This is a genomic window from Collimonas sp. OK607, from assembly GCF_900111995.1.
Classification (GTDB): Bacteria; Pseudomonadota; Gammaproteobacteria; order Burkholderiales; family Burkholderiaceae_D; genus Collimonas.
The window spans coordinates 87,636-111,574 of record NZ_FOKF01000015.1 but is presented as its reverse complement, the minus strand read 5'-3'; the positions used below and the strand labels follow the sequence as shown (position 1 = coordinate 111,574).

Genomic DNA, 23,939 nt, shown 5'->3' with positions numbered 1-23,939 from the left:
CTTCTTTAGTCTGCTTATCGGAATTACGAGGTATTTTCCTGGGTGGGGCTTCTGTCCCTCCCGTCGCTACTGCATTGACACGGATGCCATCCTGCGCATGTTCAAATGCGAGACTGGCGGTGAGCGCATTGACACCACCTTTCGCTGCTGAATAGGGAATGCGATTAATTCCGCGCGTCGCGATGGAGGATATATTGACGATGACGCCACACCTTTGCGCGATCATGCCAGGCAATGCAGCACGACAGCACCATAATGTCGGGAACAAAGAGCGGCGAATTTCCGCTTCAATTTGCGCTTCTTCATATTCCTGATAGGGTTTTGCCCAGATCGTTCCGCCCACATTATTAATGAGGATGTCGACTCGCCCGAATGCATTGATGCTCGCTTCGACCAATTCTCTCGCGCCGGCATAGGTTTCCAAATCGACATTGGCAACGATTGCTTTTTCCCTATTTCCCGTTTTTAATTCGCTGATTTCAGCGGCAACGTCATTGACCAGTTCAGAGCGATCGGCCAAAACCACTTGCCCGCCTTCACGCGCGACTGCTAGCGCGACACTCCGTCCGATCCCTTGCGCAGCGCCGGTCACAATCACTACCTTGTTTTCGAAGCGTTGAGAGTGATGCATGATCAAACCCCGCTACTTGCCGAGAACTTCTCATAATGGAAATTCGCTGGTTTTACCCCTATGTCGCCTAGCCAGTTTCTCACGGCATCGACCATGGCGACCGGTCCGCACAGATAGACATCGACGTCACCGCCATTGAGCCAGTCTGTTTCGACATGCTGAGTCACATAACCTTTACGTAGATGCTGGCTATCTGCGGCTGCGACGCAAGTACGGTATTCAAATTGCGGATGTTTTGCGGCGATCTGGTCCAATTTTTCCAGCGCGACCAAATCCACGTCATTGGTTACCCCGAATACCATACGGACGGGTTGTGAAAAGCCGTTAGCGTCGAGCACATCCAGCATCGACAAAAACGGGGCAATACCCGTTCCGCCGGCAAGTAACAAAACAGGGCGCTTCATTTCGCGCAGATAGAAACTGCCGTAAGGGCCGGAAAATGTCATTTTCTGGCCCGCCTCTGCTTCATCTGCCAGGAACTGGCTCATACGCCCATTGGGCACATTACGCACCACAAATGCAGCCTGCGACGCTCCCGGCGGAGAGCTAAACGAATAGGAGCGTGTCAACGCCGTTCCGGGAATCTCTACATTCACATACTGGCCTGGCAAAAAGGCGAGGCCGGATGGATTATCCAGATTAATCGTGAAATTGATCGTTGAGTCAGAGATATGCTGCACCGATCCGACACTGCCGGAAAAACTTGATACGGCAGTTTTACAGGCGCCGGATGTAGCCGGGATTTTGACGACGCAATCCGACCTGGGGCGCATCTGGCACGCCAAAATATGACCTTCTTCCGCATCCTTGGAATCCAGCGCGTCTTCAATATAACTCGACTCAGGCAAATCATAAGTACCCGACTCGCAAAACCCGCGACAAGTGCCGCAAGCGCCATCACGACAATCTAACGGGATGTTGATTTTCTGACGATATGCCGCATCCGACAGTTTTTCATTTTCGTTACATGAAATGAAGCGGGTGATGCCGTCTTCAAATTGAAGTGCAATGTTGTAGCTCATCGCCTTGTCTCCTGGCTTTTACGAAGGTGAAACGTGTTAAATGTGATAGACATCGATTACCTGATTGATGTAATCGTTTTTCAACACCACGTATTTGTTCAAAATCTTCGGGCTGTCGCCGGAAAAATCGATGACGTATCGCGACATGCCGAAATAGCTATAGTTCGTTTTATAACGATGACTCAGAGTGTGCCAATTAAAGCGGACTGTGCAAATATCGCCTTCCTGCTTTTCCAACTCTACGTTCGCGATGTTATGGCTGGTGCGGGTATCCGGCATGGTGGCGCTGGAGCGCTCGGTCTTGATACGGAATACCCGATCCTCCAGGCCTTGCCTGTCGGGATAAAAAATGAGCGAAATTTCTCGTTGCGGATCGGTTACCAATTTATCGTCGTCATCCCATGACGGCATCCAGAACTGGGCATCAACGTCATAGCATTCCAACCATTCATCCCACTGTTCATCGTCCAGCAAACGGCTTTCGCGATATAGAAAGCCATTGATTTCAACCAGGCTGATGTTCTTCATGCTTTGCCCCCCTCTTCACGCAAGGCTTTTTTCATCACATCCAGCCAATAGCGATGCTGTATGGTGTAGAGGCCTTCATCTTCAGTTTTGACACCGCTCATCACCGGTTTCAAGCCGATTTCTTTGGCAGCCTCGTCCGCGCCCTCGATCCAATGCTGAGAACCGCGGCACATGTCGTTCCATTCCAAAGCAATTCCTGCGAAGCCTTGCTGGCAAGCGCGGAACTCTTCCAGATCATCGGGTGTCGCCATCCCGCTGACGTTGAAGAAATCTTCGTATTGGCGGATGCGATGTGCGCGTGCTTCATCGGATTCGCCTTTGGGAGCGATGCAATAAATCGTAACTTCTGTTTTATTGACAGAAATCGGACGCAACACGCGAATTTGCGAACCGAACTGATCCATCAAGTACACGTTGGGATACAAGCAGAGATTGCGTGAGCGCTCGATCATCCAGTCGGCGGTCGGCTTGCCAAATTTCCTGGAAAATTCTTCACGGCGTGGATAGTTCGGACGGTCTTCCGGGTTGGCCCATGTCGACCACAGTACCAGGTGCCCATGGTCGAAGGCATAAAATCCGCCGCCCTGCTTCCCCCACTTACCGGCATCCATCGCTCGGATATTATCCTGACGCATCGCCTCTTGTTCCTTGCGATGACTGGTGGTTGCAGCGTAGTTCCAATGTACGGCCGAGACGTGATAGCCATCCGCGCCGTTTTCAGCTTGCAGCTTCCAGTTCCCTTCGAAGGTATAAGTGGACGCGCCGCGCAATACTTCGAGACCATCCGCGGATTGATTGACAATCATGTCGATGATCTTGCCGGCCTCACCCAAAAATTCCGCGAGCGGAGCCACATTCTCGTTCACGCTGCCAAACAGAAAACCTTTATAACTCTCGAAACGGGCTACTTTTTTCAAGTCATGCGAGCCTTCTTTATTGAAGCACTCCGGGTAGCCGGCATCTTCAGGATCTTTGACTTTCAGCAGTTTGCCGCTATTGTTAAAAGTCCAACCATGAAACGGGCAGGTATAGGTGGCCTTGTTTCCACGCTTATGGCGGCACAACTGGGCACCCCGGTGGCTACAGGCATTGATGAATGCATTCAATTCACCCTGACGATTGCGCGCAATAAAAACTGGCTGACGACCGATATGCGTGGTGTAGTAGTCATTGTTATTAGGAATCTGGCTCTCATGCGCCAGGTAAATCCAATTGCCCTCGAAAATATGTTTCATTTCCAGGTCGAACAATGCTTCGTCGGTAAAGGCGCTGCGATGCAAGCGGTAGTCGCCTTTTTCTTTATCTTCAATCAGATAGTCGTCCAGGCTTTTCAGCTTTGGCGTATTGTCAGGATGGATCGGGATCATGATGGTTTCCTTCTGTTTAAGAAATGGGCGGTCGATTAGCACCGCTCATTTTTTTTACCCAGCGGCGCGGATGCGCTCAACTTCAGCAGCAGGCGCGGCAGGCGTTTCCGAGTACAGATGGAAATCAAAATCAATCGATGAGAAAGGCTGGCTCAAGCCCTTTGCAGCGAGCTGATCCTTGGCGGAAATTTTATGTATGGCAGGTACCAGGCCTTCGCGGCTGGCAAACGCGAAGTCGTCCCACAGGTATTCATCGCCATCAATATTGATTTGGGTGGTTAACTTGCGGTGGCCGGCGCCGGTGACGAAAAAATGAATGTGTGCGGGGCGACGACCGTGGCGACCCAGCAGATCCAATAACTGCTGTGTCGATCCGCCGGGTGGGCAGCCATATCCAGAAGGCACAACGCTACGGAACTGGTATCTGCCATTTTCGTCGGCAATGATCGTACGACGCAGATTAAATGCAGACTGCGACTGGTCAAAGAAAGAATAGTTACCCAGCAAGTTAGCGTGCCAAACTTCAACCTTGGCACCTGGCATTGGTTTGCCGCTGGCGTCAAACACTGTCCCCTGCATGAACAGGATTTCTGCAGCATCGCTTTCCGTGCCGTCGTCCAGACGCGCGAACCCCTTGCCTTCCGGTGCACCGGCGACGTATAAAGGACCTTCGATAGTACGTGGCGTACCGCCTGTCAGTCCTGCCTTTGCCTCAGCTTCGTCAGCACGGATATCAAAAAACCGCTCGAGTCCCAGACCCGGCGCAAGCAAACCAAGCTCGTTTCTGGCGCCAGCCGCAGACAAATATTCCAACCCCTTCCAGAATTCGCTGGCCTGAATGTCGAGGTCTTCAATCGCCTTGCACAAATCTCCGACCAAACGCAGGACGATGCGCTGTACACGCGGATTCGCTTCGCGGGTAGCGGAATCAATGATCCAGCTCTTTACCAGAGCGTCGATTTCTGTGTGTGTCATTTTTGTCTCCTGAAAACGTAGTTAGTTATAAAGGGATATTGAAAAATTCATTGCTGCGCTGTATTGCAAAAAACGGGCGCCGACCGAACGTTTATTTGTCATCTTCCCGAATGGATGAGGGATGACGACACAAAGGCATGATGTGAATTTGCATATATGGAAACAGGGGCAAAGTCGAAATCAGGGTATGTAATTCGTCAACGCTATCGACATCGAAAACACTGATGTTGGCGTACTGGCCGGCGATTCGCCAGAGATGCCGCCACTTGCCGCTCGCTTGCAAACCTTGCGCAATTTCCTTTTCTGTTTTCTTCAGCGCATTCGCCTGATTTTCTGGCATGGCCAGCGGCAAATTCACATCCATCCGCACATGAAACAACATATCGTTCTCCTGATTTAACAAGGTTTGACAGGGTTTGAAGCCGCTGCAGGCAATCTTATTTGCGACGCAGGAAATTTAATTTTTCACGATCGACTTCAACGCCCAAACCTGGCTTGTTCGGAACCTGAAGCATGAAATCCTTGTAGACCAATGGCTCGCGCAGCACTTCCTCGGTCAGCAACAAAGGTCCGAAGAGTTCTGTGCCGTAAGACAGATCGCTAAACGTTGAAAAAACATGGGCAGACGCCGCCGTCCCGATGCCGCCTTCCAGCATCGTTCCGCCATACAAACTGATCCCTGCAAGCTGGGCGACGGTGGCGACCTGAATCGCAGGCCTCAAACCGCCGGATTGCGTGATCTTCACAGCGAACACATCCGCCGCCGTTTTTGTTGCCAGATCAAATGCATCTAATGGCCCATGCAAAGCTTCATCAGCCATCACGGCGACGGAGAAACGATGCGCCAGCCGAGCCAGTCCAGCTTTGTTATCTGCGCGAACCGGCTGTTCAATCAGATCGATACCGCCCGTTTCCAGAGCCGCGATACCATTCACCGCTTCTAGCTCACTCCACGCCTGATTCACGTCCACACGCACGCTGACTTCATCGCCCAGCGCCTTTTTGATGGCCAGAACATGGGCGACATCGTCTGCTACCGAGCGCAGACCAATCTTGAGTTTGAAAATTCGATGGCGGCGGAGAGCCAGCATTTTTTCGGCTTCAGCAATATCTTTGCTTGTATCGCCACTCGCCAGCGTCCATGCGACGGGCAAAGCATCTCGTACCCGACCACCCAAAAGTTCACTGAGCGGGATATTCAAGCGACGCGCCTGAGCATCCAATAAAGCCGTTTCAATCGCGCATTTTGCAAAGCGGTTGCCCTGAATGATTTTGCGAATCTTTGCCATCGCTTTGGCCACTTGATTGGCATCCATCCCGACCAGCAAAGGAGCAATATGGGTATCAATATTGGTCTTGATACTCTCCGGGCTCTCTTCGCCATAGCTCAGGCCGCCGATCGTAGTCGCCTCGCCCCAACCCTCAATGCCGTCGCCGCACACCACGCGCACCAGTACCAGCGTTTGTGCGTTCATGGTCGCTACCGATAGCTTATGCGGACGTATTGTCGGTACATCAACAAGAATGGTTTCTATGCTTTTGATCATATTTTATTTGTATAATTAAGTCAGTAACGACAGATTAGGTCAGCAAAATCGGGCCGTCCAACACCGATTTACTCTCGTTTCAATACTTTTTGGGTATAAATATGGAATTGCGCCATTTACGCTATTTCGTGGCTGTCGCAGAGGAAAAGAACTTCACTCGCGCCTCTAAACGACTATTTATTGCCCAGCCGCCGTTAAGTCGGCAAATACAGCAATTGGAAGAGGAATTGGGCGTCTCTTTGATTGAAAGGGATTCGCGTCCACTGCGCCTCACCGAAGCAGGCCGCTTTTTTTACGCGCATGCGCAGCAACTGTTGGGCAAGGCAGCTGACCTGAAATCAATGACGCAACGGGTCGGGAAAATCGAAAGGACGCTTTCTATCGGATTTGTGGCATCGACGCTTTATGGAATATTGCCAAAAATTATTCGGCGCTTTCGTACTGAACACAACGCCGTTGAAATCAGCCTGCATGAAATGACCACCATGGAGCAAATCAAGGCGTTAAAGGACGGCAGCATTGACGTCGGATTTGGACGAATCAGACATGAGGATCCCAACATCCGGCGCATTGTGTTACGTGAGGAACGGTTGATCGTGGCGTTACCTGCAGGTCACCCGCTAACCGCCTCCACGACCCCGCTCAGCCTGAAGGATTTGCTTCCTGAAACGCTGATTATCTTTCCCAAGGCGCCACGTCCCAGCTTTGCCGACCAGGTGCTAGCGGCATTTAGTGATCGCGCAATACAGCCGGATAACATTCTGGAAGTCAGGGAGCTGCAAATCGCTATCGGTCTTGTGGCTGCGGGCCAGGGTGTCGCGATTGTTCCGGCCAGCGTGCAAGGGATGAAAAGGGATGACGTCAGCTACATGGAACTCGGCGAAAAACATACGATTTCGCCGGTCATTTTCAGCGTGCGCATTCTGGACCAGTCGGAAGAGCTCAGGAAGCTGCTTCGACTAATCTACGACGTCTATGATGCTGAAAATATTCCGCATGTTAAGGAATTTTTATGAGTTCGCCTGTAGTCACCCACCTCTCTCTTTAATTAATAATAAAACAACATACTGCGCGCATTCTGCAATATTGCAAAAAAATACTGCGGTTATCGCCACTAGCCAATCTGAACGGTAGGCAGACATTGCTGTCCAAACAGTTGTCACCAATTGCCACGGAGTTCGTCATGAAACGTCTCACTATTTTGTTTGCGCTGACAACCGTAGCCCTCGCCGGATGTGTAGCGGGGCCGTACGGTCCAGGCGATGGAGGTTATGGCTACTATGGCGGCGGAAACGGATTTGAACACCGTGACCGCGGCAGGAGCGGGGATGCTCGCGATAGCCGAGGCGATGGACGCGGTGGCGACTACCAGAACGGAGGAGGATGGAATGTCAGTAACCCTGGTGGCTCCGACCACTAGTTTATCGTCGTAGCGGCCAAGGATTTGCGCAGAGTAACCTGGCATGGCCGCGCCACACATCAAGAAGTCAGGCCCGAGGACGATCTGCTACCGGGCTTCATCCGGCGCAGATGCTCCAGCAGTTCCTCGCGAACCACGCCAGTAAACAGGGCGTTGCCGGAGCAGCGAGATCGCTGGTCACGGCAACGCCCCGGCCTTGCTTACCTACTTGCTTACCTACTTGCTTACCTACTTACTTACCTGCTTACTTACCTGCTTACTTACCTGCTTACTTATTGACGGTGATCGTACTATTGAGATTCAGGTTTCTCGACGAATTACCAACGAGAACCTTGAACTGGCCACTGACGATGCTCCATTGCTGTGCGCTGCTGTCCCAGACGCTGAGCGGATGACTGCTGGCCTTCGGATCGATGGTGATGGAGACGGTCTTCTTCTCCCCCGCTTTCAGCGCAACCTTCTTGAACGCGACCAGGCGCTTCGTCGGTTCGCCGGTTCCAGGCAGACCGAGATACACCTGCGGTACTTCAGCGCCGTCCCTGCTGCCGGTGTTCTGGACATCGACGGTTACGGTAATCGGCGTCGTGCCGTCCGTCACCTGGGGTGAGACCGTGAGATTCGCGACTGTGAACGTGGTGTAAGACAGGCCATAGCCGAACTCGAACAACGGTGCGATGGCTTGGGCATCGTACCAGCGGTAGCCGATATTCAGGCCTTCAGAGTAAGTAACCGTCGATTTTCCGTTCACCGGCACTCCAGGAAACTGCGCTGGCGTATTCGCCGGCCAGTCGCCATCGTTCTTCGGGAATGTGACCGGCAGTTTGCCCGACGGATTGACGGTACCGAACAGCAAATTAGCCACGATGTTGCCATCCTCCTGACCGGGGAACCATACTTCCAGCACCGCCGGAACCTGGTCGATCCATGGCAAGAGCGCCGACGCGTTGTCCTTTAGAACGACTGCGGTCTTAGTCGGATTGGCCGCAATAACCGCCGTTATCATGGCGTTCTGGTTGTGGTTGATATAGGTTTTAGTGGTGTTCATGTAGTCGCCACCGTCCAGCGAGATGCTCGGGCGGTCCTGTCCCTCTTCCGCCAGCGTGCCAGCCATGATGACCACGACATCGGCCTTGCTGGCAGCGTCGACCGCGGCAGCAAGATTGCTGTTGTCTTCGGCAACGACGACCAGATTTACCGTCGCACTCGATCCCAGCTGGGCCAACGTGTTCTGCATGCCCTGCAGCGGTTTTACCGAGTACAGCGGAATAACGTCGGAACTGCCACCGCAGCAACCGGTAACTGCCGTGTCCGCGTAGGTCGCCTTACCGATCAGCGCCACAGTCTTGACCGTCTTGGCATCAAACGGTAACAGGCTGTTAGCATTTTTCAGCAACACGGCCGTTTGCTCGCCCATCGAGCGTGCGATCGCACCATCACCGGCTTGATCGATTGGGGTCTGCGCCACCGGCCTGTCGAAAATGCCAAACTTGAACATCTGCGTGTAACGACGTGTCAGCGCGGTGTCAATGTTCGACACCGCGATCTGCTTCGCCGCGAGTGCCGCATTCAGGTTATCGGCCGTCCAGTAGCTTATGATGCCCGCGGCTGGAAAGCTTACTCCCGGCATCTCGTGATCCAGGCCGGCGAGCATTGTGGCCACCACACTGTGCGATGCAAAGAAGTCTGACTGGACATAGCCCGTAAAGCCCCACTGGCCACGCAGCACGTCGGTCAGGATATGCTTGTTTTCGCACATGGAGTAACCGTTGACCGAATTATACGAACACATCACAGACGCAACCTCGCCGTCCTTGACTGCCATTTCGAACGGCAGCAGATAGAGCTCATGCAACACCTTGTCGTCGATGTTCTCGTTGATCGTCATGCGATTCGTTTCCTGCTCGTTGGCCACCAGATGCTTGGCCATCGCAATGACGCCGTGTGACTGGATGGCCTTGATCTCGGCGACACCCATGGTGCCGGTAAGCAGCGGATCTTCGCCGAAATACTCGAAATTCCGGCCCAATGTCGGGTTGCGCGCCAGGTTCAGGCCCGGCCCTTCCAACACGTGCAGCGCGAGGTTATTCGATTCGATGCCGATCACGTTACCGAACTGGGTGGCGACCGCAGTGTCGAACGACGCGGCGACGGCCATACCTGACGGCAAGGCGGTTGCCGGGGCCGAATGAGGGCTGGTCAGAAACGTAAGCGGGTTTGTAGGATCGGCATATTGTGCCGGAACGCAATCGTTCTGGCCGACGCCGACCGGGCCGTTGGTGATGCGCAGCGTCGGGATCTCAAGCGCCGGGATTCCGGGAACGTGGCGCGCGCCATAACATTGGGGAAGTTCCGGGACCAACCCTCCCTGGCCGATAAGCTGTTCTTGCTTCTGGGTCAGCGTCATCGCGGAAACCAGCAGCGTCGCCCGCTGTTCGGGCAAGAGTAGCTTGTCCATCCATGGATGCGTCATTTTCAGGGCCCGGTCCATCTCGGTCTCGGCCGCGATCTGGTCGCCGCCGCCACTGCAAGCGGCAAGCCCGAAGGTCAAGGCCAGGCCCAGACTTGCCGGGATGAGCACAGTCCATTTTTTTGTAAAGAGCTTATGAGCGCTTGCTCTCTTCTCTAAAGATATTCTCTTTTTGCCTGCACAAAATTGCTGTGCGACGTTGTTCGTATCATCGGCCATCAACATGCTTTTCATTTTGGTCTCGCTCCAACGTAGTTGAACTGCACAGCGCCGCGTATTCTTGCACCCTCCTCCAGAACACACAAAAACCGGATATGAGAGCTGAATACGGGCGTGAAATAATTCACGCACCAGAGTAAAAATCCGGTAAAGCCTGCCCCCTACTTCGCTAGAAGACGGGGGCGCTTATCCGATCTGCAGGTGCGGGAAAATGGCTACTGCTTGACGATCGCGAGATTGGAAACAACAGCCTGATTCGCTGCCCCTGTCCCCGTACCCGTTCCCGTGAAGGTCAGATGCAGCACGCCGTTGGTCACCGTCACGTTGAAGGCCGGTGCGGTGTACGCTCTCTTGTTGCCGCCCGCTATAGCAAACACGTCCAGACCCGAGATCGGGGTCGTGTTCGCGCCGCCGCCGTTGGCCGTCACAGTGATGAGGCGACTGCCCGTGGTGGCTGCCGTCGCTGGCTCAAGGAAACCTGGTGTGACGCTATAGGTACCGTTGGCGACTGGAATGTTGTACGAGAACGAAGCACCCATGCGGACATTGCTCCAGAGTTTCTGGTCGCTCGCATTGCTCACGTTCAGAACAGTAGCGTTACTCGGCACGCCGCCCGCGAAGAAATTGTCCGAGCCATAGCGGTGACCGGTCGACGAGATAAAGCCTGTCGCTGCCTGCCCCACCGCAATGTAGACGTTGCTTGCGTTATCACTGCTCAGCGTCCAGCTCGCTTCATCGACCGCATTCTTGCCACTGCGCGAACCGGTCGCCACCAGGCTGTTGGTGCCGACTGTCAACGCCACGTTCTTGAACAGGCAGGTATTGGGTACAGCGATTGGCGTGGCCGGTGTGGAAAGATTCGGCGTGTTCATGACGCACTGGCTGGCAGTCATCGTGCCGACCGCCGTGCCATTGACCGTCAGCGTAGTCGAATCCGTGTTGCTGTAGACCTTGACGTCGGCCACCGTGTAAGCGCGGTTGGTGTAGCGATGTCCGGTGATATGAACCACTGGAATATCCGTCCGCCAGTTTGCCTGGTAGAAGAAGAACGGATCCTTCCTGGTCTGGTGATCATAGCTGACCAGCCCCTTGGTGTTGACGCCGCGAACATCGCCTTCGTTACGGATGCCGGAACCGAAGTCGAACATGTTCCACACATAGGTGCCCCACATATACGGACGAGCGAGCATTTGCGTGTAGGTCTGCTCGTGCACATAGCTGGCATAGCCTTCAGGCTGATAATTGCGGACTACCCCACCGCTCAAGTCGAAGCTTGTAACCACGCCGCCCAAGGGATTATCGGTCTGATCGCTGAGCGCCGCGCCGGCGCCGTATTCGGACATGCCCATCGGCTGTGCCGGATGCAACGCGTGCAACGCATCCAGATGCGCCCCTAACAAAGACGCCTGATCCAGAAAATTATTGTACCATCCGAAGTAACGATTGATTCCCCAGGTATCTGTAATGCCACCGGTATCAGCAGCCCCACTGAGAGCAGCAACGTCAGCGAGCGTGGTGACACGACTTGGATCTTCTGCTTTTGACAGCGTCTGCAAGGTTTGCAGCATCGGCAGCGCGGTATTGCCTCCGCCGCACGCAAACCCGACTTCATTGGCAATTGACCACATACCGATCGAGGCGTGGTTGAAATTCTGGCGAATCAATTCCTGCGTTTGCTGTTTCAGGTTGTCCACGAAAGAGGTCGGAGGAACGGTAGCACCGGCCTTACAATCAGCATTGGTAATGGATGTATTGACAAATCCATTCTCCGCCCAGATCACGAATCCTAACTTGTCAGCTTGCGCGTAGGTGTAGTCTGCTTGCTGAAAGTGCGCCAGACGAATGGTGTTGGCACCGATTTCCTTGATCACATCGAGCTTTTCATCGGTATCCGCATCGGAAATCGCCCAACCCTTGCCCAGTGCGTCCTGGTGCATGTTGACGCCGTGCAGCGGGTAGGATTTGCCGTTGAGGAGGAAGCCCTTGTTCGCATCGAAGGACATCTGGCGGATACCAAATTTCTGCACTACCCGGTCGACCGGATTGCCATTGCTATCGCGGAGATCAACCACCAGTGTGTACAGATACGGGTCGGCCATGCCGTTCCACAGGTGCGGCTGGGCCACCGCCACATCCTGGGCCAGTGCCGTATCTGTACCGGCCTTGATCGTGACGGTATTGGTGCTGGAACCGGCGACGTTGCCGCTCGCATCCACCAGTGCTGCCCGGACGGTATATGTGCCGTCCGCCTTGGAACCGTTGCTGAGCTTGGCGTTCACGTTGACTGAGGCACTGCCACTGCTGATCGCGGTGGTCTTGGCATAGATGCCGGAACTACCCAGGTCATTAAGCGCGAAGTGGGCGGTGTTCGGGGCGGAAACCAGCGAGACACTGCGATACAGACCGCCAGACATATTGAAGTCGCCAGCGAGCGGGGCGACCGCGGTCGGGTCGCTGCCGGTGACAGCGGCGCTGTTGTTGGCCTTGACCACCAAGGTGTTCGTGCCTGGTTTCAACAGGCTGGTTACATCAAAACGGAATGCACTGAATGCGCCGCTGTGGGTGCCGAGCTTGACGCCATTCAGCCAGACGTCGGCAACGATGCTGGCACCGTCGAATTGCAGCCACTGGCTGGCGCCGGTACCTGCATTAGTAAAATCGAGACGATACCAGCCAATACCGCGATAGTAAGGAACGGTGCTGCTGGTACTGGCAGCATCGGTAGCGTTCCACGTGTGCGGCAGGGTAATTGCCTGACCGCCATTCGCTAAGGCGTTCGCCGCGCTCGTGTTGTCCAGGCTATTTGTTTCGTCCAGCATGAATTTCCAGTTTTGCTGGTTCAGAACCGTGGTAGTGCGCAATGCGCTTGCGTCCACCGCGGCATTCGAACCGCCGCTTCCGCTTCCGCTTCCGCTTCCGATTCCGTCCCCGCCGCCTCCGCCGCATCCCGCAATGGCTACAGCCAGACTTACTGCGACGACGAGCGTCAATTTCTTTGCAAGAAATTTCCGAGCCACCGTCTCACTTCTTAAAGATATTTTTTTGTTGTCTGTATTATCGGCAATCAACATGTTTTTCATTTCGGTCTCGCTCCAACGTTGTTGAACAGCACAGCGCCGCGCCTGGGCCAGATACCACCCCATAGACACAGCGCAATTGAATCCCGTCCGATATTTCAACGCGCGTGTTCTCACCGTCCCCGCCGGAACACAAAAATTTTCCGGGTATGGGAACTGAACACAGATGCAAAATATTTTACGGGCAGGCGTGTTGATTCAAGCCTTATATCCACAGCCTTTTGGGGAGGCTGGGATCAAGGCCGTGGCTTCTTTTTTTATAATCCGCAGAAGCCGCAATAAGTAGAACAATCAGAACGATTAGAACGAATGGCGAATCCCGGCCATCAGCACTGTTTGATTGCGTCCACCGGATGGCGTGCCGTTTTGTGAATCACCCACCACCGCAACGGCATTGACCTGGCTTGCACCACCGGCCGCACCCACCGTTTTGCCTTTTGCATACTGATACGCCTCAAGCGCGTACAACGCTGTGCGCTTTGACAGGGAGTAGGTTTGCTCCAGAGCCAGCTGCTGGTATTTGGCCGGATCGGTGATGCCGTTGGCCTTCTTTTCTTTGGTGTAGCTGTAGCCGCCACTGACGAAGAGTGCCTGTGTCAGCTGGTAGGTTGCGAGTACGCCGCCGGTATTGAAGGTCGCAGTATTGGAAAACAGCGAACCCAGACCCGGCTCATATTGCACATTGGACGCGTTGACGCCCAACTCCAATTGACCGATCTTATAACGTGCGCCGCCGGCAATGAACTGCACCGATTCAGCTGAGAGATAGCCCTTGTTGATGACGGACGTCGAGAAACTGCCCGCAGCTGTGGAGCTCCAGCCGGCGCTGAGGTTCGCACCATTTTTCAGCTTCAGGTAGCCCAAGGCAAATTTAAAGTCATTGATGTCATACTTCAAGCCGACGCTGAAAGCATTGCCTGTCCCGGTCGAGCCGGCTGTCTCGCCAAAACCATACTGCGCACTCACTTGTGCGCCACCAAAAACCGGCGACGTATAAGTCAGCGAATTATTGATGCGGATCGTGGTGTCGAGTCCGTCGATGTCGCCTGGATGGGCTCCGGTGGCGCCGGTCAAGGAACTGGTCGGGCCGACCGGACCGACGAACAGGTAATACGGGGTGTATTGACGTCCCACGGTCAGGCTGCCGCCGGCGTTACTGTTGAGACCGACATACGACTGGCGATTGAACAGGGTATTGGCGGCGCCCAGGCTGCCGTCGTCGACATTAAAGCCGTTTTCCAAAACAAATAGCGCACTCAAGCCGCCGCCCAGATCTTCATTCCCTCTAAACCCAAGCCGGCTACCCGCTAAATTGCCGCTACGTTCGTAAATATTGGATTTACCGCCCTGGTTGCTTGAGTACACGATTGCCGCGTCTACAATCCCGTAAATGGTCACATTGGTTTGCGCATATGCGTCACACGCTGCCCCGACCGACATTGCCATCACTCCTGCCATCATCAAAGTGCTTTTCGTCTTCATTTCAGTCCCTATTTATATTTAGATTATCGAATGCTGCTTGGAAACTACGGCGCTACTAAGTAAAGCGTCCGACACACTTTTGATGTGGCGCGGGCGCGAATTCTCCCCTGAGCGGTTTTAAACCACCACTCATCATGGAAAGCGCCGAGTCGGCGCCTGAAGGGGATTGCGGAGTTTTCCGCGTTAATTAACTGGGGCGCTCAAGTGGTTGCCTCCGTTATTTGCTCTGCTAACCTGATGAGAACATCGGCCTGATGCGGAATTGGCGCGATAGCCCCGTATCCGGTCGTCGAGATTGCCGCAGCCACGTTGGCGTAACGCACTGCGTCCAGCAAACTTTCGCCGACGGCAAGACGTGCAACCAGGCTACCGTCAAAACAATCGCCGGCGCCGGTGGCGTCGACCGGTTGCACTGCGAATCCTGGTACATGCCGCGGCAAGCCATCATTGTCTTGCCAGACCCATGCACCTTCTGCACCGCACTTGAGTACAACTTTCTTCGCACCGTGACGGGCGCACCATGCAAATACGCCATCGCGGCTATCGGTATCAGCCAGAATCAATGCTTCATCGAGGCTGGGCAGGAAGATATCAATTTGCGAGATAGTGGCTTCAATTGTGGCTTTCGCCCTTGCCAGCGGCCACAGGCGCAAGCGCAGATTCGGATCGTAGGTGATACATGCGCCGGCAGCGCGGGCAGCTTTAATCGCTGCGTTCACGGCTTCGCTGGCAGTCGCGCTGATGGCCTGACTGATACCGGATACATGCAGGAAACGTGTATCGCGGAGCATATCCAGCGGCAAATCATCAACGCCCATGCGGCTGGCGGCAGATCCCGCGCGCAAGTATTCAAACTGATGGCCATCGACGCCATGGGTGACGAAATACACGCCGGTATGCGCATCCGGATCAACCCCGACGCCAGACGTATCGATCCCTTCCGCCGCCCACAAATCCAGAAACATGCGCCCGAAGCGATCGTCACCGAGCCGCGTACAGTAGGCGACGCTTGCCCCCTGCCTTGCCGCGGCAATCGCGAAGTTGGCAGTGTCGCCGCCAAATCCTTGCCGATACAGAGCGGAATCGATCTCATTGAGTTCGATCATCGGCTCTCCCAGGCTGACGATGTCAAAACGTTTGTCAATGCCCATCATCCCCTCCTTTATTATTCATGCGGCAGCGCCGCCGCACGTGCTCACGTTTTTTCCGACTCCAAAGCACGCATCGCCTCAACGACTCCGTGCTTACTGATATTTTCCAGGTGTTGAGTCAATGTGGAAACGAACTGCCGATTGCCAGGCAAGTCATCGCCGAACACTTCACGCACCGCCAGCAAGGCTGCGACCTGCCCCGCCGCATCTGAAGAACTGGTCGCGGCGGCATGCAACACTTCAGCGAGAGGATCCGAGATCTGATAGGCCAGGCCGGATTCGTCCTTGCCCGCCAGGTAACGCAGCCAGCCAGCAACCGCAAAACAAAGCCGGTTGCAGGACGCGCCGGCACGCAAGCGGTCGCGGATGGTACCGAGCAAGCGCTGCGGCAGCTTCTGCGAGCCGTCCATCGCAATCTGCTGCAATTTGTGCTTGAGCGCAGGATTGCGGTAACGCGCCAGCAATTCCGAGCGATACTGGGCCAGGCCAGAACTTGATAACGACAGCGACAGCGTCGGCTCGATTTCTTCAACCATCATGGCTGCAATGAAATTCGCCAGCCTTGCGTCGGCGATGGCTTCATCGACTGTCACGTAGCCAATCACGGCGCCCAGATAAGCGAGGCTGGAATGGGTGCCGTTGAGCATGCGCAGTTTGGCGTTTTCGTAGGGTTCAACTTCCGACACGATGGTCGCTCCGGCATCCTCCCAGCGCGGTCGCGGCCCGGCGAACCGGTCTTCGATCACCCACTGGCTGAACGGTTCGGTCATCACCGGCCACGCATCGTCGGCGCCAAGGTGAGTGGCAACGCCGGCGCGGTCATCGTCGGTGGTTTTTGGCACGATCCGATCCACCATCGCATTCGGAAATGCGCCATGCGTATCAATCCAGTGTGCCAGTTCAGAATCGACAGCTGCCGCGAATGCCAGCACCAAGCCACGTGTAGTCAGTCCATTCGACGGCAGGTTGTCGCATGACAGTACAGTGAATGGCGGCAGCCCCGCCTTTTTGCGCAGCGCCAGCGCACGCACGATGAAACCGATGGCAGAACGCGGTGCATCTGGATGCGTCAGATCATGCGCAATATCGGGATGATCCAGACGCAAGGCACGTGTGGCGGGATCATGGCCATAACCCTTTTCAGTCACCGTCAGGCTGACCACATGGCAGCGCGGATCTGTCATCGCAGCCAGCACCGCCTGCGGATTCTCAGGCGCCAACAGCGACGCGATCAATGCACCAACGACATGCAACCGCTCGCCATCGGCATCACGCACGACCACCGTGTACAGATTGTCTTGCGGTGCAAGCGCATCACGGGTGTCCGCCTGGCGCAGAGACACGCCGACAATTCCCCAGCGCTGATCGCCAGACGCAATTGCACGGTCTGTGTATACCGCCGCATGTGCACGATGGAAGGCCCCCAGGCCTAGCTGCACGATACCGGGGGATAGCTGGTGACGGTCATACCGGGGCACGATCACATTTTGATGCGTGCCCATCGATGCCAAAGCCATATTCGAAAGTCTCACTGCATCTCCTTAAGCGCTCTGCGGATGCTCACGCACCCTGGAGACAAGTTGTGTCGGACTGACGAAACGCATCGCAATCAGCAGCCACACCAGCGTAATGATCATGTAGACCATCGCCATCGCATCAATCGATTGCGGAGCCCGCACGCCGGCTGCAAACACCGAGTAGTACAGCGCCACGACCAGGGTCTGGGTATCCGATCCGGCCGTCATGAAGGTCAACTCGAACATTGCAATGGTGCGCACCAGCACCAGCAGCGATGCCGCAAGAATCCCGGGCGCCAGCAGCGGCACCAGCACATGGCGGAACATTTTCCAGGTCGGCGCACCGAACACCCGCGCCGCGGATTCCAGATTCGGGTCGATCTGTTCAATAAACGGCGTCATGACCAGGATGACGAACGGCAGTGCCGGCAGCAGATTGGCGATCACCACGCCAGTCAAGGTTCCGGCCAGATGCAGCTGGTACATCAACGTCGCCAATGGAATACCGTAGGTGATCGGCGGTATCATCAGCGGCAGCAGGAAGAGCATGGTCAACAAACGCTTGCCCCGGAAATCCCTGCGCGCCAGGGCATATGCCGCCGGCACACCGATGACCAATGCCAGCACTACAACGGCCAGCACCACTTCCACCGTTACCAGTAAAACATCGCCGAGCTGGAATTCATTCCAGGCAGCTGCGTACCATTCAAAGGTATAACCGTCAGGCAGCCAGGTGCCGAACCAGCGACGGGCGACCGAATTGGTGGCTACCGAAGCAATCATCAGGCCGACATTGAGCAAGAAGAAAGTCATGAAGCCGACCACCAGGCCACTCCAGGCACGGCTCCACCAGTTAACATGCGGCTTTGGCGAGACAGAAGCAGACATCGGCGCGATCCCGGCAGAGGATATTGATTTCACCTCGATTGATTTCGTCATGATTTACCCCTTTCCGCCAGTGACTGGCCCGCGATACACCATGCTGCGCAGCCCAAGCACGCCAGCGACCACCGCGAGTTGCACCATGCCCATGATCATGGCAATCGTAGAGGCCATCGGATAGTCGTAATTTTCAAATGCGGCCTCATAGGCAGCAATCGAAATGACGCGTGTCGGTCCGGCGGGCGAGCCTAGCAATACCGCTGACGGGAAGACTGAGAACGCCTGCACGAACGACAAACAGAACGCCATTGCCAGCCCGGGTATCAGCAACGGCAGCACAATGTGCTGAAACTGCTTGTACGGGCTGGCGCCAAGGGTGGCGGCGGCGCGCGTAAGCCCCGGATCGATCCCTGTGATGTACGACAGGATCAGCAGGAAAGCGAACGGAAAGCCGGAAATAATCAGGGAAATCAGCACGCCCCAGTAATTGTGGGTCAGGCGAATGCCACCTTCAAACAGATGGAACATTTGCAGTGCCTGCGTGAACCAGCCTTTCGGACCGAAGTAAGTCAACATGCCTTCCGCAATCAGGACGGTGCCCAGCGTGATCGGGATGACCAGGATGGTGGTCGCGATTTTCTGGTAACGCGTCTTGTGGCGCAGGCGATACGCAATCGGCAAGGCGATACCGACGTTGATGATCGTCGCCGGCAACGCCAGCTTGAGCGTGGTCCCTATCGTCAGGAACAGGTTTTCGGTATTAAAAAACTTGATGTAGTTCGACCATGCACCACCTTCCAATGGTTCAAACGACAGCGTCAGACCATGCAGGAACGGATAGACAAAGACTGCCAGCATGAAGATCGTGGCCGGAGCCACCATCCACATCACAGGATCCAGCCAGCGCGAGCCGGCAGCTTGAGCGCGGCTGTGCATCATGCCACCTGCTCGGACGGGTAAGCGAGCACGCGCTCATGCGGCACGGAGACAGTCATGTTTTCGCCCGGTTTTGCGGTGCCTTCAGTGCGCACGAACAGACGCGTACTGTCTTGCGTTCGCAGCATGAACAGCGACTCGCGGCCATAATATTCGACGGCCTCCACGCGTGCGGTAATGCTGTTGGCCGGCAGCTCGCCAGGGGCGCATATGGAAAACTCTTCCGGCCGGATCGATACTGCTGCCCGGGCGCCGATGGTACTTTTCGGAATGCCGCGCAGTTGTATGCCGGGCCCGGTCAAATGAATGCTGTCGCTGCTCTTTTGCGCAACATCGAGCAACAGTTCATTGCGATAGCCCATGAAACGCGCCACCGAAAGATTGGCCGGCTGGCCATACACTTCCTGCGGCGTGCCGACTTGTTGCACCAGTCCATCCTTCATCACGACGATACGGTCTGCCAGCGACAAGGCTTCATCTTGATCATGGGTGACGTAAATCGTAGTGCGCCCGAGCTCGCCATGAATACGGCGTATTTCAGACCGCATTTCAAGGCGCAGCTTGGCATCCAGATTCGACAGCGGTTCATCCATCAAGATCAACGGCGGCTCGATGACGATGGCGCGCGCAATCGCCACGCGTTGCTGCTGGCCGCCGGACAACTGGCCCGGCAGCTTGTTGGCGTGCATCCCGAGTTGCACCAGGTCCAGCGCCCGTTTGACGCGGACATCAATTTCACTGGACGCCACGCCACGCATCAGCAGGCCAAAGCCGACATTCTTGGCCACCGTCATATGCGGGAACAATGCATAGTTCTGGAATACCATGCCGAATCCCCGCTGCTCCGGCGGCAACGTGTCGATACGCAGTTGATCAAGGTAAATCGCGCCGCTCGATAGGGCTAGCAACCCGGACAGGCAGTTTAGTGCAGTCGATTTACCGCAGCCGGACGGGCCGAGCAGCGCGATGAATTCGCCGCGGGCGATATTCATCGTCAGGCCGCCCAGCGCCGGCAACGGCGCGGTGCCGGATGCGCTCGCCGGGCCACCGAAATTACGGGTGACGCGATCGAGACGCAGCGTTTTGAAGTCGTGGTTCATTTTTCGAATTTCCTGTTAGATGCGTTACGTGCGTTGCGCGGTCACTTGGACTTCTGGGTGCCGATCTGTTCGTCCCAGATATGGAAGGCCTTCACCATTTCCTGCGCGTCCAGCGGTTGGGCATGCGGATTGTTCGCGATCAACGCATCATATTCAGGGCGGCCAAACTCTTTAATCACATCCTGGCTGGATTTCGGCGCCATGCTTAACGGGACGTTTTTAATCGCCGGGCCGGGATAGAAATAACCCTTGTCGTAGGTCATCGCCTGTTGCGCCGGCTTGAGCAGGTATGCCATCACGTCGAGCACAATTTTCGATTTTTCTGCACTCAGGCCTTTTGGCATCATCATGTAGTGCGTATCGTTGATCCATGTCATGTTCTTGAACGCGCCGACCTTGAAATTCTTCGGTACCACGCCCAGCGCCCGCGGATTGATATCCCAGCCGGTGACAGTCACCGTCATGTCGCGCGAGCCTTCGCCCAGTTCTTTCATGACCGCGCCAGTACCGCCCGGATAGTATTCGATGCAGGAATTCAGTTCTTTCAGATAAGCCCAGGTTTTAGACCAGCCATTGACCGGGTCTTTCGGGTCTTTATCGCCCAGCAGATAAGGCAGCCCCATCAGGAAGGTGCGGCCAGGGCCGGAGTTGGATGGGCGCGCGTAGATCAAACGGTTGGGATTGGCTTTGCAATACGCCAGCAATTCCTGCGGCGTGGTCGGCACTTGTTTTACCTTGTCTGGATTGTATTCAAGCAAGGGGCCGGCTGGCATGAAGGCGACGGCCAAGGCCTGATCCTGAGCCAGTTCCTGCATCTTGTTCACTGGCGGCAGGTAGTTGGCGGCAAGATTGGGAAACTTCGCGGCATTGTCGGGCAATATTTTCACCCACAGCTTTTGATCGATGCCGGCGGCAAGAATGTCGGTACCACCCAGCACCAAATCGATATCGCTGCGATTGGCGGCCTGCATCGCCTTCAGCTTGCTAGGTAATTCCGGCGCCGGTGCTTTGGTGAATGTGAATTTGACGTTTGGATTATTGACCTTGTACGACTCGATCGCTTCCTGCAACAAAGCCAGGCTGCCGGCAACGTCCACCACATTGATCGTCACCGTCGACGCTGCCATGACCGGCATGCTCAGCGCTGCCGTGAATGCGCCTGCAACGGTGCCAGCGATCATCCGCACCATCGTGCGCCGAGTCAAATTCGAAATATGTTTCATGTGTCTCTTCTCCAGTTTTATAGGAATCAAACAATCCAGGATTGGGTATAACCAGCGCTTTTTTTTACGCTTTTGGTTTTAATGCTTACTTGTGCTTATGTATTGCTTATGTATTGATTTATGGATTCAAGCGATACAGGCGATTTATGGATTCAAGTGCTACAGGCGATACGCACTCTTCGCGAGGCGGTAGGCCAGATCGTGTGCCAACTCGACGGCCTCATCTTCCAGCAGTCGATGTTCAACTACCAGCCGTGCAAGAAAGCTGCAATCGACACGGCGGGCCACGTCATGCCGCGCCGGGATGGACAGGAAAGCCCGGGTATCGTCATTGAAACCGACGGTATTGGCAAAGCCGGCAGTCTCGGTAGTTTGTTCGCGGAAGCGGCGCATGCCTTCAGGCGCATCGTGGAACCACCACGCCGGACCCAGTTTGAGCGACGGATACACACCGGCCAGCGGCGCCAGTTCCCGTGCATAACTGGTTTCATCGAGGGTAAACAGGATGATGGAAAGATTTGGATTGAGGCCATGCTTGTCTAGCAACGGTTTCAATGCATCGACGTAGCTGGTCTGGGTTGGAATATCGAAACCCTTGTCGCGGCCAAAGCGTGCCAGCATGTCGGCGCTGTGATTGCGCCGCGATCCGGGGTGGATTTGCATCACCAGCCCGTCGTCCAGACTCATGCAGGCCATCTCGGTGAGCATCTGGGCACGGAACGCTTCGGCGTCAATCGGCGACGCATTGCCAGTCAGGACCTCGGCATACAAAGCTTCACATTCGGCAACGCTGAGGTCGACAGTACGCGCGGTCGGATGGCCGTGGTCGGTAGAGGTCGCGCCGAGTTGCTTGAAATATGCACGACGATTGCGGTGGGCCCGCAGGTATCCTTTCCAGGTAGCGGTATCTTCACCGGTGATCTCGCCAAACTCCTTGATGTTGCTCACAAAGCCGTCAAATGCCGGATCGACCACCGGATCAGGCCGGTAAGCGGTAATCACCCGTGGCTTGCCGCCGGCGGTTTGCCAGGGATCGGTAGCCAGCGCGCGGTGATGGCTGAGTGTATCGAGCGGCGATTCGGTAGTGGCGATGACTTCGATATTGAAACGCTCGAACAGGGCACGCGGACGGAATTCAGGCGTTTTCAGGCAGGAATCGATGTGGTCGTAGAGTGCATCGGCATTGGCTTCGGTCAACGCTTGCTCGATGCCGAACACTTCTTCAAACACATGGTCGAGCCACATGCGGGAAGGCGTACCACGGAACAGTGGCCAATGCTTTGCGAGCACACGCCAGATTTTGCGCGGGTCCGCTTCCACCGGCGTACCATCGCGGCTGCGTACGCCTACATCCTCCAGGCGCACGCCTTGGCTAAACAACATGCGAAATACGTAGTGATCAGGCTGAATCAGCAAGGCTGACGGATTGCTGAAGGCTTCGTTGGCAGCAAACCAGGCCGGGTCGGTATGGCCATGCGGACTGACGATCGGTAACGCTTTCACGCTCTGATACAGGCGCCGCGTGACGGCGCGCGTATCGGGATCAGCAGGAAAAAGCCGGTCGGGATGGAGCAGAGGCATTGGAAATCCGTTCTCTATCTGATTGAAATTTACGTAAAAAAAGCATCGTCAAACCGCGCTTGCTAATCTGTCTTTTTGTCTGGAACGCGGGCCGAACCCTTGACACCCCAACCGCGCGAGAATTCCCGCGTTACCCGCTCAAGATGCGCCCGCATTGCACGACGCGCGCCGGCCGGATCGCGTGCCGCGATCGCTTCCAGTATCCGACGGTGATCCGTCAGCGTTTCGCGCCGCAAATCTTCGGTGTGGAAGTGTTCCTCCATCTTGCTCCAGAGATGGCCGCGCTCATCCCATAGATTGCTCAGCACCAGTATCAAAGCGCTATTGCCGGTCGCCGTGGCGATGGCCATATGGAAAGCGCGGTCGGCCTGCTCGTTCTTGACGCGGTCATCGCTGAAGCGCTCCATATCCGAGACGGTCTGCATGATGGCGTCGACGGCGGAATCTGTCGCCATCTTGGCGGCCATCGCGGCGACCTCTCCTTCAATCAAGCGCCTGGCGGACAATACTTCGAAGGGACCGCAGCCGGCGCCCTTGATGTCGGCCGGCGCATCGGTTTTTTCATTGACATAAATGCCCGAACCACCGCGCACCTCAATGACGCCGGTCAGCTCGAGGGCAATCAGCGCTTCGCGCACCGATGCCCGGCTCACGTCCAGCTGCGTCGACAAATCACGCTCGGACGGCAAGCGCGTCCCTGGCAGGATCTTTTGATCACGAATCATCTGCTGAATCTGCCCGGCAACTATGCGATACAGACGCATCTCGGCAGGAGCGCCAAATTCAACGGGAGGGGTAGTCGATTTAGTCATTT

Annotated in this window: 19 protein-coding genes; 1 reads left to right on the top strand and 18 read right to left on the bottom strand. The window is 55.5% G+C overall.

Annotation, left to right across the window (positions count from 1 at the left end; all coding sequences use genetic code 11):
- The 7 genes from BM029_RS12515 to BM029_RS12485 form a co-directional block, all read right to left on the bottom strand.
- The coding region (locus tag BM029_RS12515; protein WP_092436445.1) for a 1,6-dihydroxycyclohexa-2,4-diene-1-carboxylate dehydrogenase at nt 1-631 on the bottom strand (631 nt) is incomplete at its 3' end.
- Nucleotides 632-633: 2 nt separating this feature from the next.
- On the bottom strand, nt 634-1,653 hold the full coding sequence (gene benC / locus BM029_RS12510) for a benzoate 1,2-dioxygenase electron transfer component BenC (RefSeq protein ID WP_092436443.1): 1,020 nt from the start codon (nt 1,651-1,653) through the stop codon (nt 634-636).
- Between the two features lie 36 nt (nt 1,654-1,689).
- On the bottom strand, nt 1,690-2,181 hold the full coding sequence (benB, locus tag BM029_RS12505) for a benzoate 1,2-dioxygenase small subunit (protein ID WP_092436441.1): 492 nt from the start codon (nt 2,179-2,181) through the stop codon (nt 1,690-1,692).
- Nucleotides 2,178-3,548: a benzoate 1,2-dioxygenase large subunit gene (gene benA, locus BM029_RS12500; protein ID WP_092436439.1), complete on the bottom strand. Its 1,371-nt coding sequence runs from the start codon at nt 3,546-3,548 to the stop codon at nt 2,178-2,180. Before benA ends, benB begins: the two co-directional genes overlap by 4 nt.
- A 54-nt stretch (nt 3,549-3,602) precedes the next feature.
- A complete protein-coding gene (gene catA / locus BM029_RS12495; RefSeq protein ID WP_092436437.1) occupies nt 3,603-4,523 on the bottom strand; it encodes a catechol 1,2-dioxygenase in 921 nt (306 codons plus the stop codon).
- Between the two features lie 91 nt (nt 4,524-4,614).
- A complete protein-coding gene (gene catC, locus BM029_RS12490) occupies nt 4,615-4,905 on the bottom strand; it encodes a muconolactone Delta-isomerase (protein ID WP_092436435.1) in 291 nt (96 codons plus the stop codon).
- Nucleotides 4,906-4,960: 55 nt separating this feature from the next.
- On the bottom strand, nt 4,961-6,070 hold the full coding sequence (locus tag BM029_RS12485; protein ID WP_092436433.1) for a muconate/chloromuconate family cycloisomerase: 1,110 nt from the start codon (nt 6,068-6,070) through the stop codon (nt 4,961-4,963).
- A gap of 101 nt (nt 6,071-6,171) precedes the next feature.
- Between BM029_RS12485 and BM029_RS12480 the strand changes: the two genes are divergently transcribed.
- Nucleotides 6,172-7,086: a LysR family transcriptional regulator gene (locus BM029_RS12480; RefSeq protein WP_092436431.1), complete on the top strand. Its 915-nt coding sequence runs from the start codon at nt 6,172-6,174 to the stop codon at nt 7,084-7,086.
- Between the two features lie 672 nt (nt 7,087-7,758).
- Here BM029_RS12480 and BM029_RS12475 read toward each other — a convergent pair.
- The 11 genes from BM029_RS12475 to BM029_RS12425 all read right to left on the bottom strand — a co-directional run bounded on the left by BM029_RS12475 (nt 7,759) and on the right by BM029_RS12425 (nt 23,937).
- Nucleotides 7,759-9,945: a beta-glucosidase family protein gene (locus BM029_RS12475; protein WP_244545027.1), complete on the bottom strand. Its 2,187-nt coding sequence runs from the start codon at nt 9,943-9,945 to the stop codon at nt 7,759-7,761.
- 446 nt (nt 9,946-10,391) lie between these two features.
- Complete coding sequence (locus tag BM029_RS12470) at nt 10,392-12,995, bottom strand: glycoside hydrolase family 2 TIM barrel-domain containing protein (RefSeq protein ID WP_170851060.1); 2,604 nt, start codon at nt 12,993-12,995, stop codon at nt 10,392-10,394.
- A gap of 558 nt (nt 12,996-13,553) precedes the next feature.
- A complete protein-coding gene (locus BM029_RS12465; protein WP_092436427.1) occupies nt 13,554-14,735 on the bottom strand; it encodes a porin in 1,182 nt (393 codons plus the stop codon).
- Between the two features lie 200 nt (nt 14,736-14,935).
- The gene (locus BM029_RS12460) at nt 14,936-15,889 is read right to left on the bottom strand and encodes a sugar kinase (protein WP_244545026.1); all 954 of its coding nucleotides are present in this window, start codon (nt 15,887-15,889) and stop codon (nt 14,936-14,938) included.
- A gap of 41 nt (nt 15,890-15,930) precedes the next feature.
- The gene (locus tag BM029_RS12455; RefSeq protein ID WP_092436423.1) at nt 15,931-17,403 is read right to left on the bottom strand and encodes a mannitol dehydrogenase family protein; all 1,473 of its coding nucleotides are present in this window, start codon (nt 17,401-17,403) and stop codon (nt 15,931-15,933) included.
- 24 nt (nt 17,404-17,427) lie between these two features.
- Nucleotides 17,428-18,291, bottom strand: coding sequence for an ABC transporter permease (locus BM029_RS12450; RefSeq protein ID WP_170851063.1), 864 nt, complete (start codon nt 18,289-18,291; stop codon nt 17,428-17,430).
- 54 nt (nt 18,292-18,345) lie between these two features.
- On the bottom strand, nt 18,346-19,221 hold the full coding sequence (locus BM029_RS12445; protein ID WP_371329116.1) for an ABC transporter permease: 876 nt from the start codon (nt 19,219-19,221) through the stop codon (nt 18,346-18,348).
- Nucleotides 19,221-20,321: an ABC transporter ATP-binding protein gene (locus BM029_RS12440; RefSeq protein ID WP_092436417.1), complete on the bottom strand. Its 1,101-nt coding sequence runs from the start codon at nt 20,319-20,321 to the stop codon at nt 19,221-19,223. Before BM029_RS12440 ends, BM029_RS12445 begins: the two co-directional genes overlap by 1 nt.
- Before the next feature lie 41 nt (nt 20,322-20,362).
- Nucleotides 20,363-21,544 (bottom strand): extracellular solute-binding protein, encoded by a 1,182-nt coding sequence (locus BM029_RS12435; RefSeq protein ID WP_092436415.1) that lies wholly within the window; start codon nt 21,542-21,544, stop codon nt 20,363-20,365.
- Nucleotides 21,545-21,703: 159 nt separating this feature from the next.
- Complete coding sequence (gene uxaC, locus BM029_RS12430) at nt 21,704-23,125, bottom strand: glucuronate isomerase (protein WP_092436413.1); 1,422 nt, start codon at nt 23,123-23,125, stop codon at nt 21,704-21,706.
- A 62-nt stretch (nt 23,126-23,187) separates the two neighbouring features.
- Nucleotides 23,188-23,937, bottom strand: coding sequence for a FadR/GntR family transcriptional regulator (locus tag BM029_RS12425; RefSeq protein WP_092436410.1), 750 nt, complete (start codon nt 23,935-23,937; stop codon nt 23,188-23,190).
- Nucleotides 23,938-23,939 lie beyond the last annotated feature (2 nt).

Coding starts and splice junctions, on each gene's coding strand:
- benC (WP_092436443.1), bottom strand. CDS start 1,653: ATGAGCTACAACATTGCACTTCAATTTGAAGACGGCATCACCCGCTTC.
- benB (WP_092436441.1), bottom strand. CDS start 2,181: ATGAAGAACATCAGCCTGGTTGAAATCAATGGCTTTCTATATCGCGAA.
- benA (WP_092436439.1), bottom strand. CDS start 3,548: ATGATCCCGATCCATCCTGACAATACGCCAAAGCTGAAAAGCCTGGAC.
- catA (WP_092436437.1), bottom strand. CDS start 4,523: ATGACACACACAGAAATCGACGCTCTGGTAAAGAGCTGGATCATTGAT.
- catC (WP_092436435.1), bottom strand. CDS start 4,905: ATGTTGTTTCATGTGCGGATGGATGTGAATTTGCCGCTGGCCATGCCA.
- BM029_RS12485 (WP_092436433.1), bottom strand. CDS start 6,070: ATGATCAAAAGCATAGAAACCATTCTTGTTGATGTACCGACAATACGT.
- BM029_RS12480 (WP_092436431.1), top strand. CDS start 6,172: ATGGAATTGCGCCATTTACGCTATTTCGTGGCTGTCGCAGAGGAAAAG.
- BM029_RS12475 (WP_244545027.1), bottom strand. CDS start 9,945: ATGGACAAGCTACTCTTGCCCGAACAGCGGGCGACGCTGCTGGTTTCC.
- BM029_RS12470 (WP_170851060.1), bottom strand. CDS start 12,995: ATGCTGGACGAAACAAATAGCCTGGACAACACGAGCGCGGCGAACGCC.
- BM029_RS12465 (WP_092436427.1), bottom strand. CDS start 14,735: ATGAAGACGAAAAGCACTTTGATGATGGCAGGAGTGATGGCAATGTCG.
- BM029_RS12460 (WP_244545026.1), bottom strand. CDS start 15,889: ATGATGGGCATTGACAAACGTTTTGACATCGTCAGCCTGGGAGAGCCG.
- BM029_RS12455 (WP_092436423.1), bottom strand. CDS start 17,403: ATGGCTTTGGCATCGATGGGCACGCATCAAAATGTGATCGTGCCCCGG.
- BM029_RS12450 (WP_170851063.1), bottom strand. CDS start 18,291: ATGTCTGCTTCTGTCTCGCCAAAGCCGCATGTTAACTGGTGGAGCCGT.
- BM029_RS12445 (WP_371329116.1), bottom strand. CDS start 19,221: ATGCACAGCCGCGCTCAAGCTGCCGGCTCGCGCTGGCTGGATCCTGTG.
- BM029_RS12440 (WP_092436417.1), bottom strand. CDS start 20,321: ATGAACCACGACTTCAAAACGCTGCGTCTCGATCGCGTCACCCGTAAT.
- BM029_RS12435 (WP_092436415.1), bottom strand. CDS start 21,544: ATGAAACATATTTCGAATTTGACTCGGCGCACGATGGTGCGGATGATC.
- uxaC (WP_092436413.1), bottom strand. CDS start 23,125: ATGCCTCTGCTCCATCCCGACCGGCTTTTTCCTGCTGATCCCGATACG.
- BM029_RS12425 (WP_092436410.1), bottom strand. CDS start 23,937: ATGACTAAATCGACTACCCCTCCCGTTGAATTTGGCGCTCCTGCCGAG.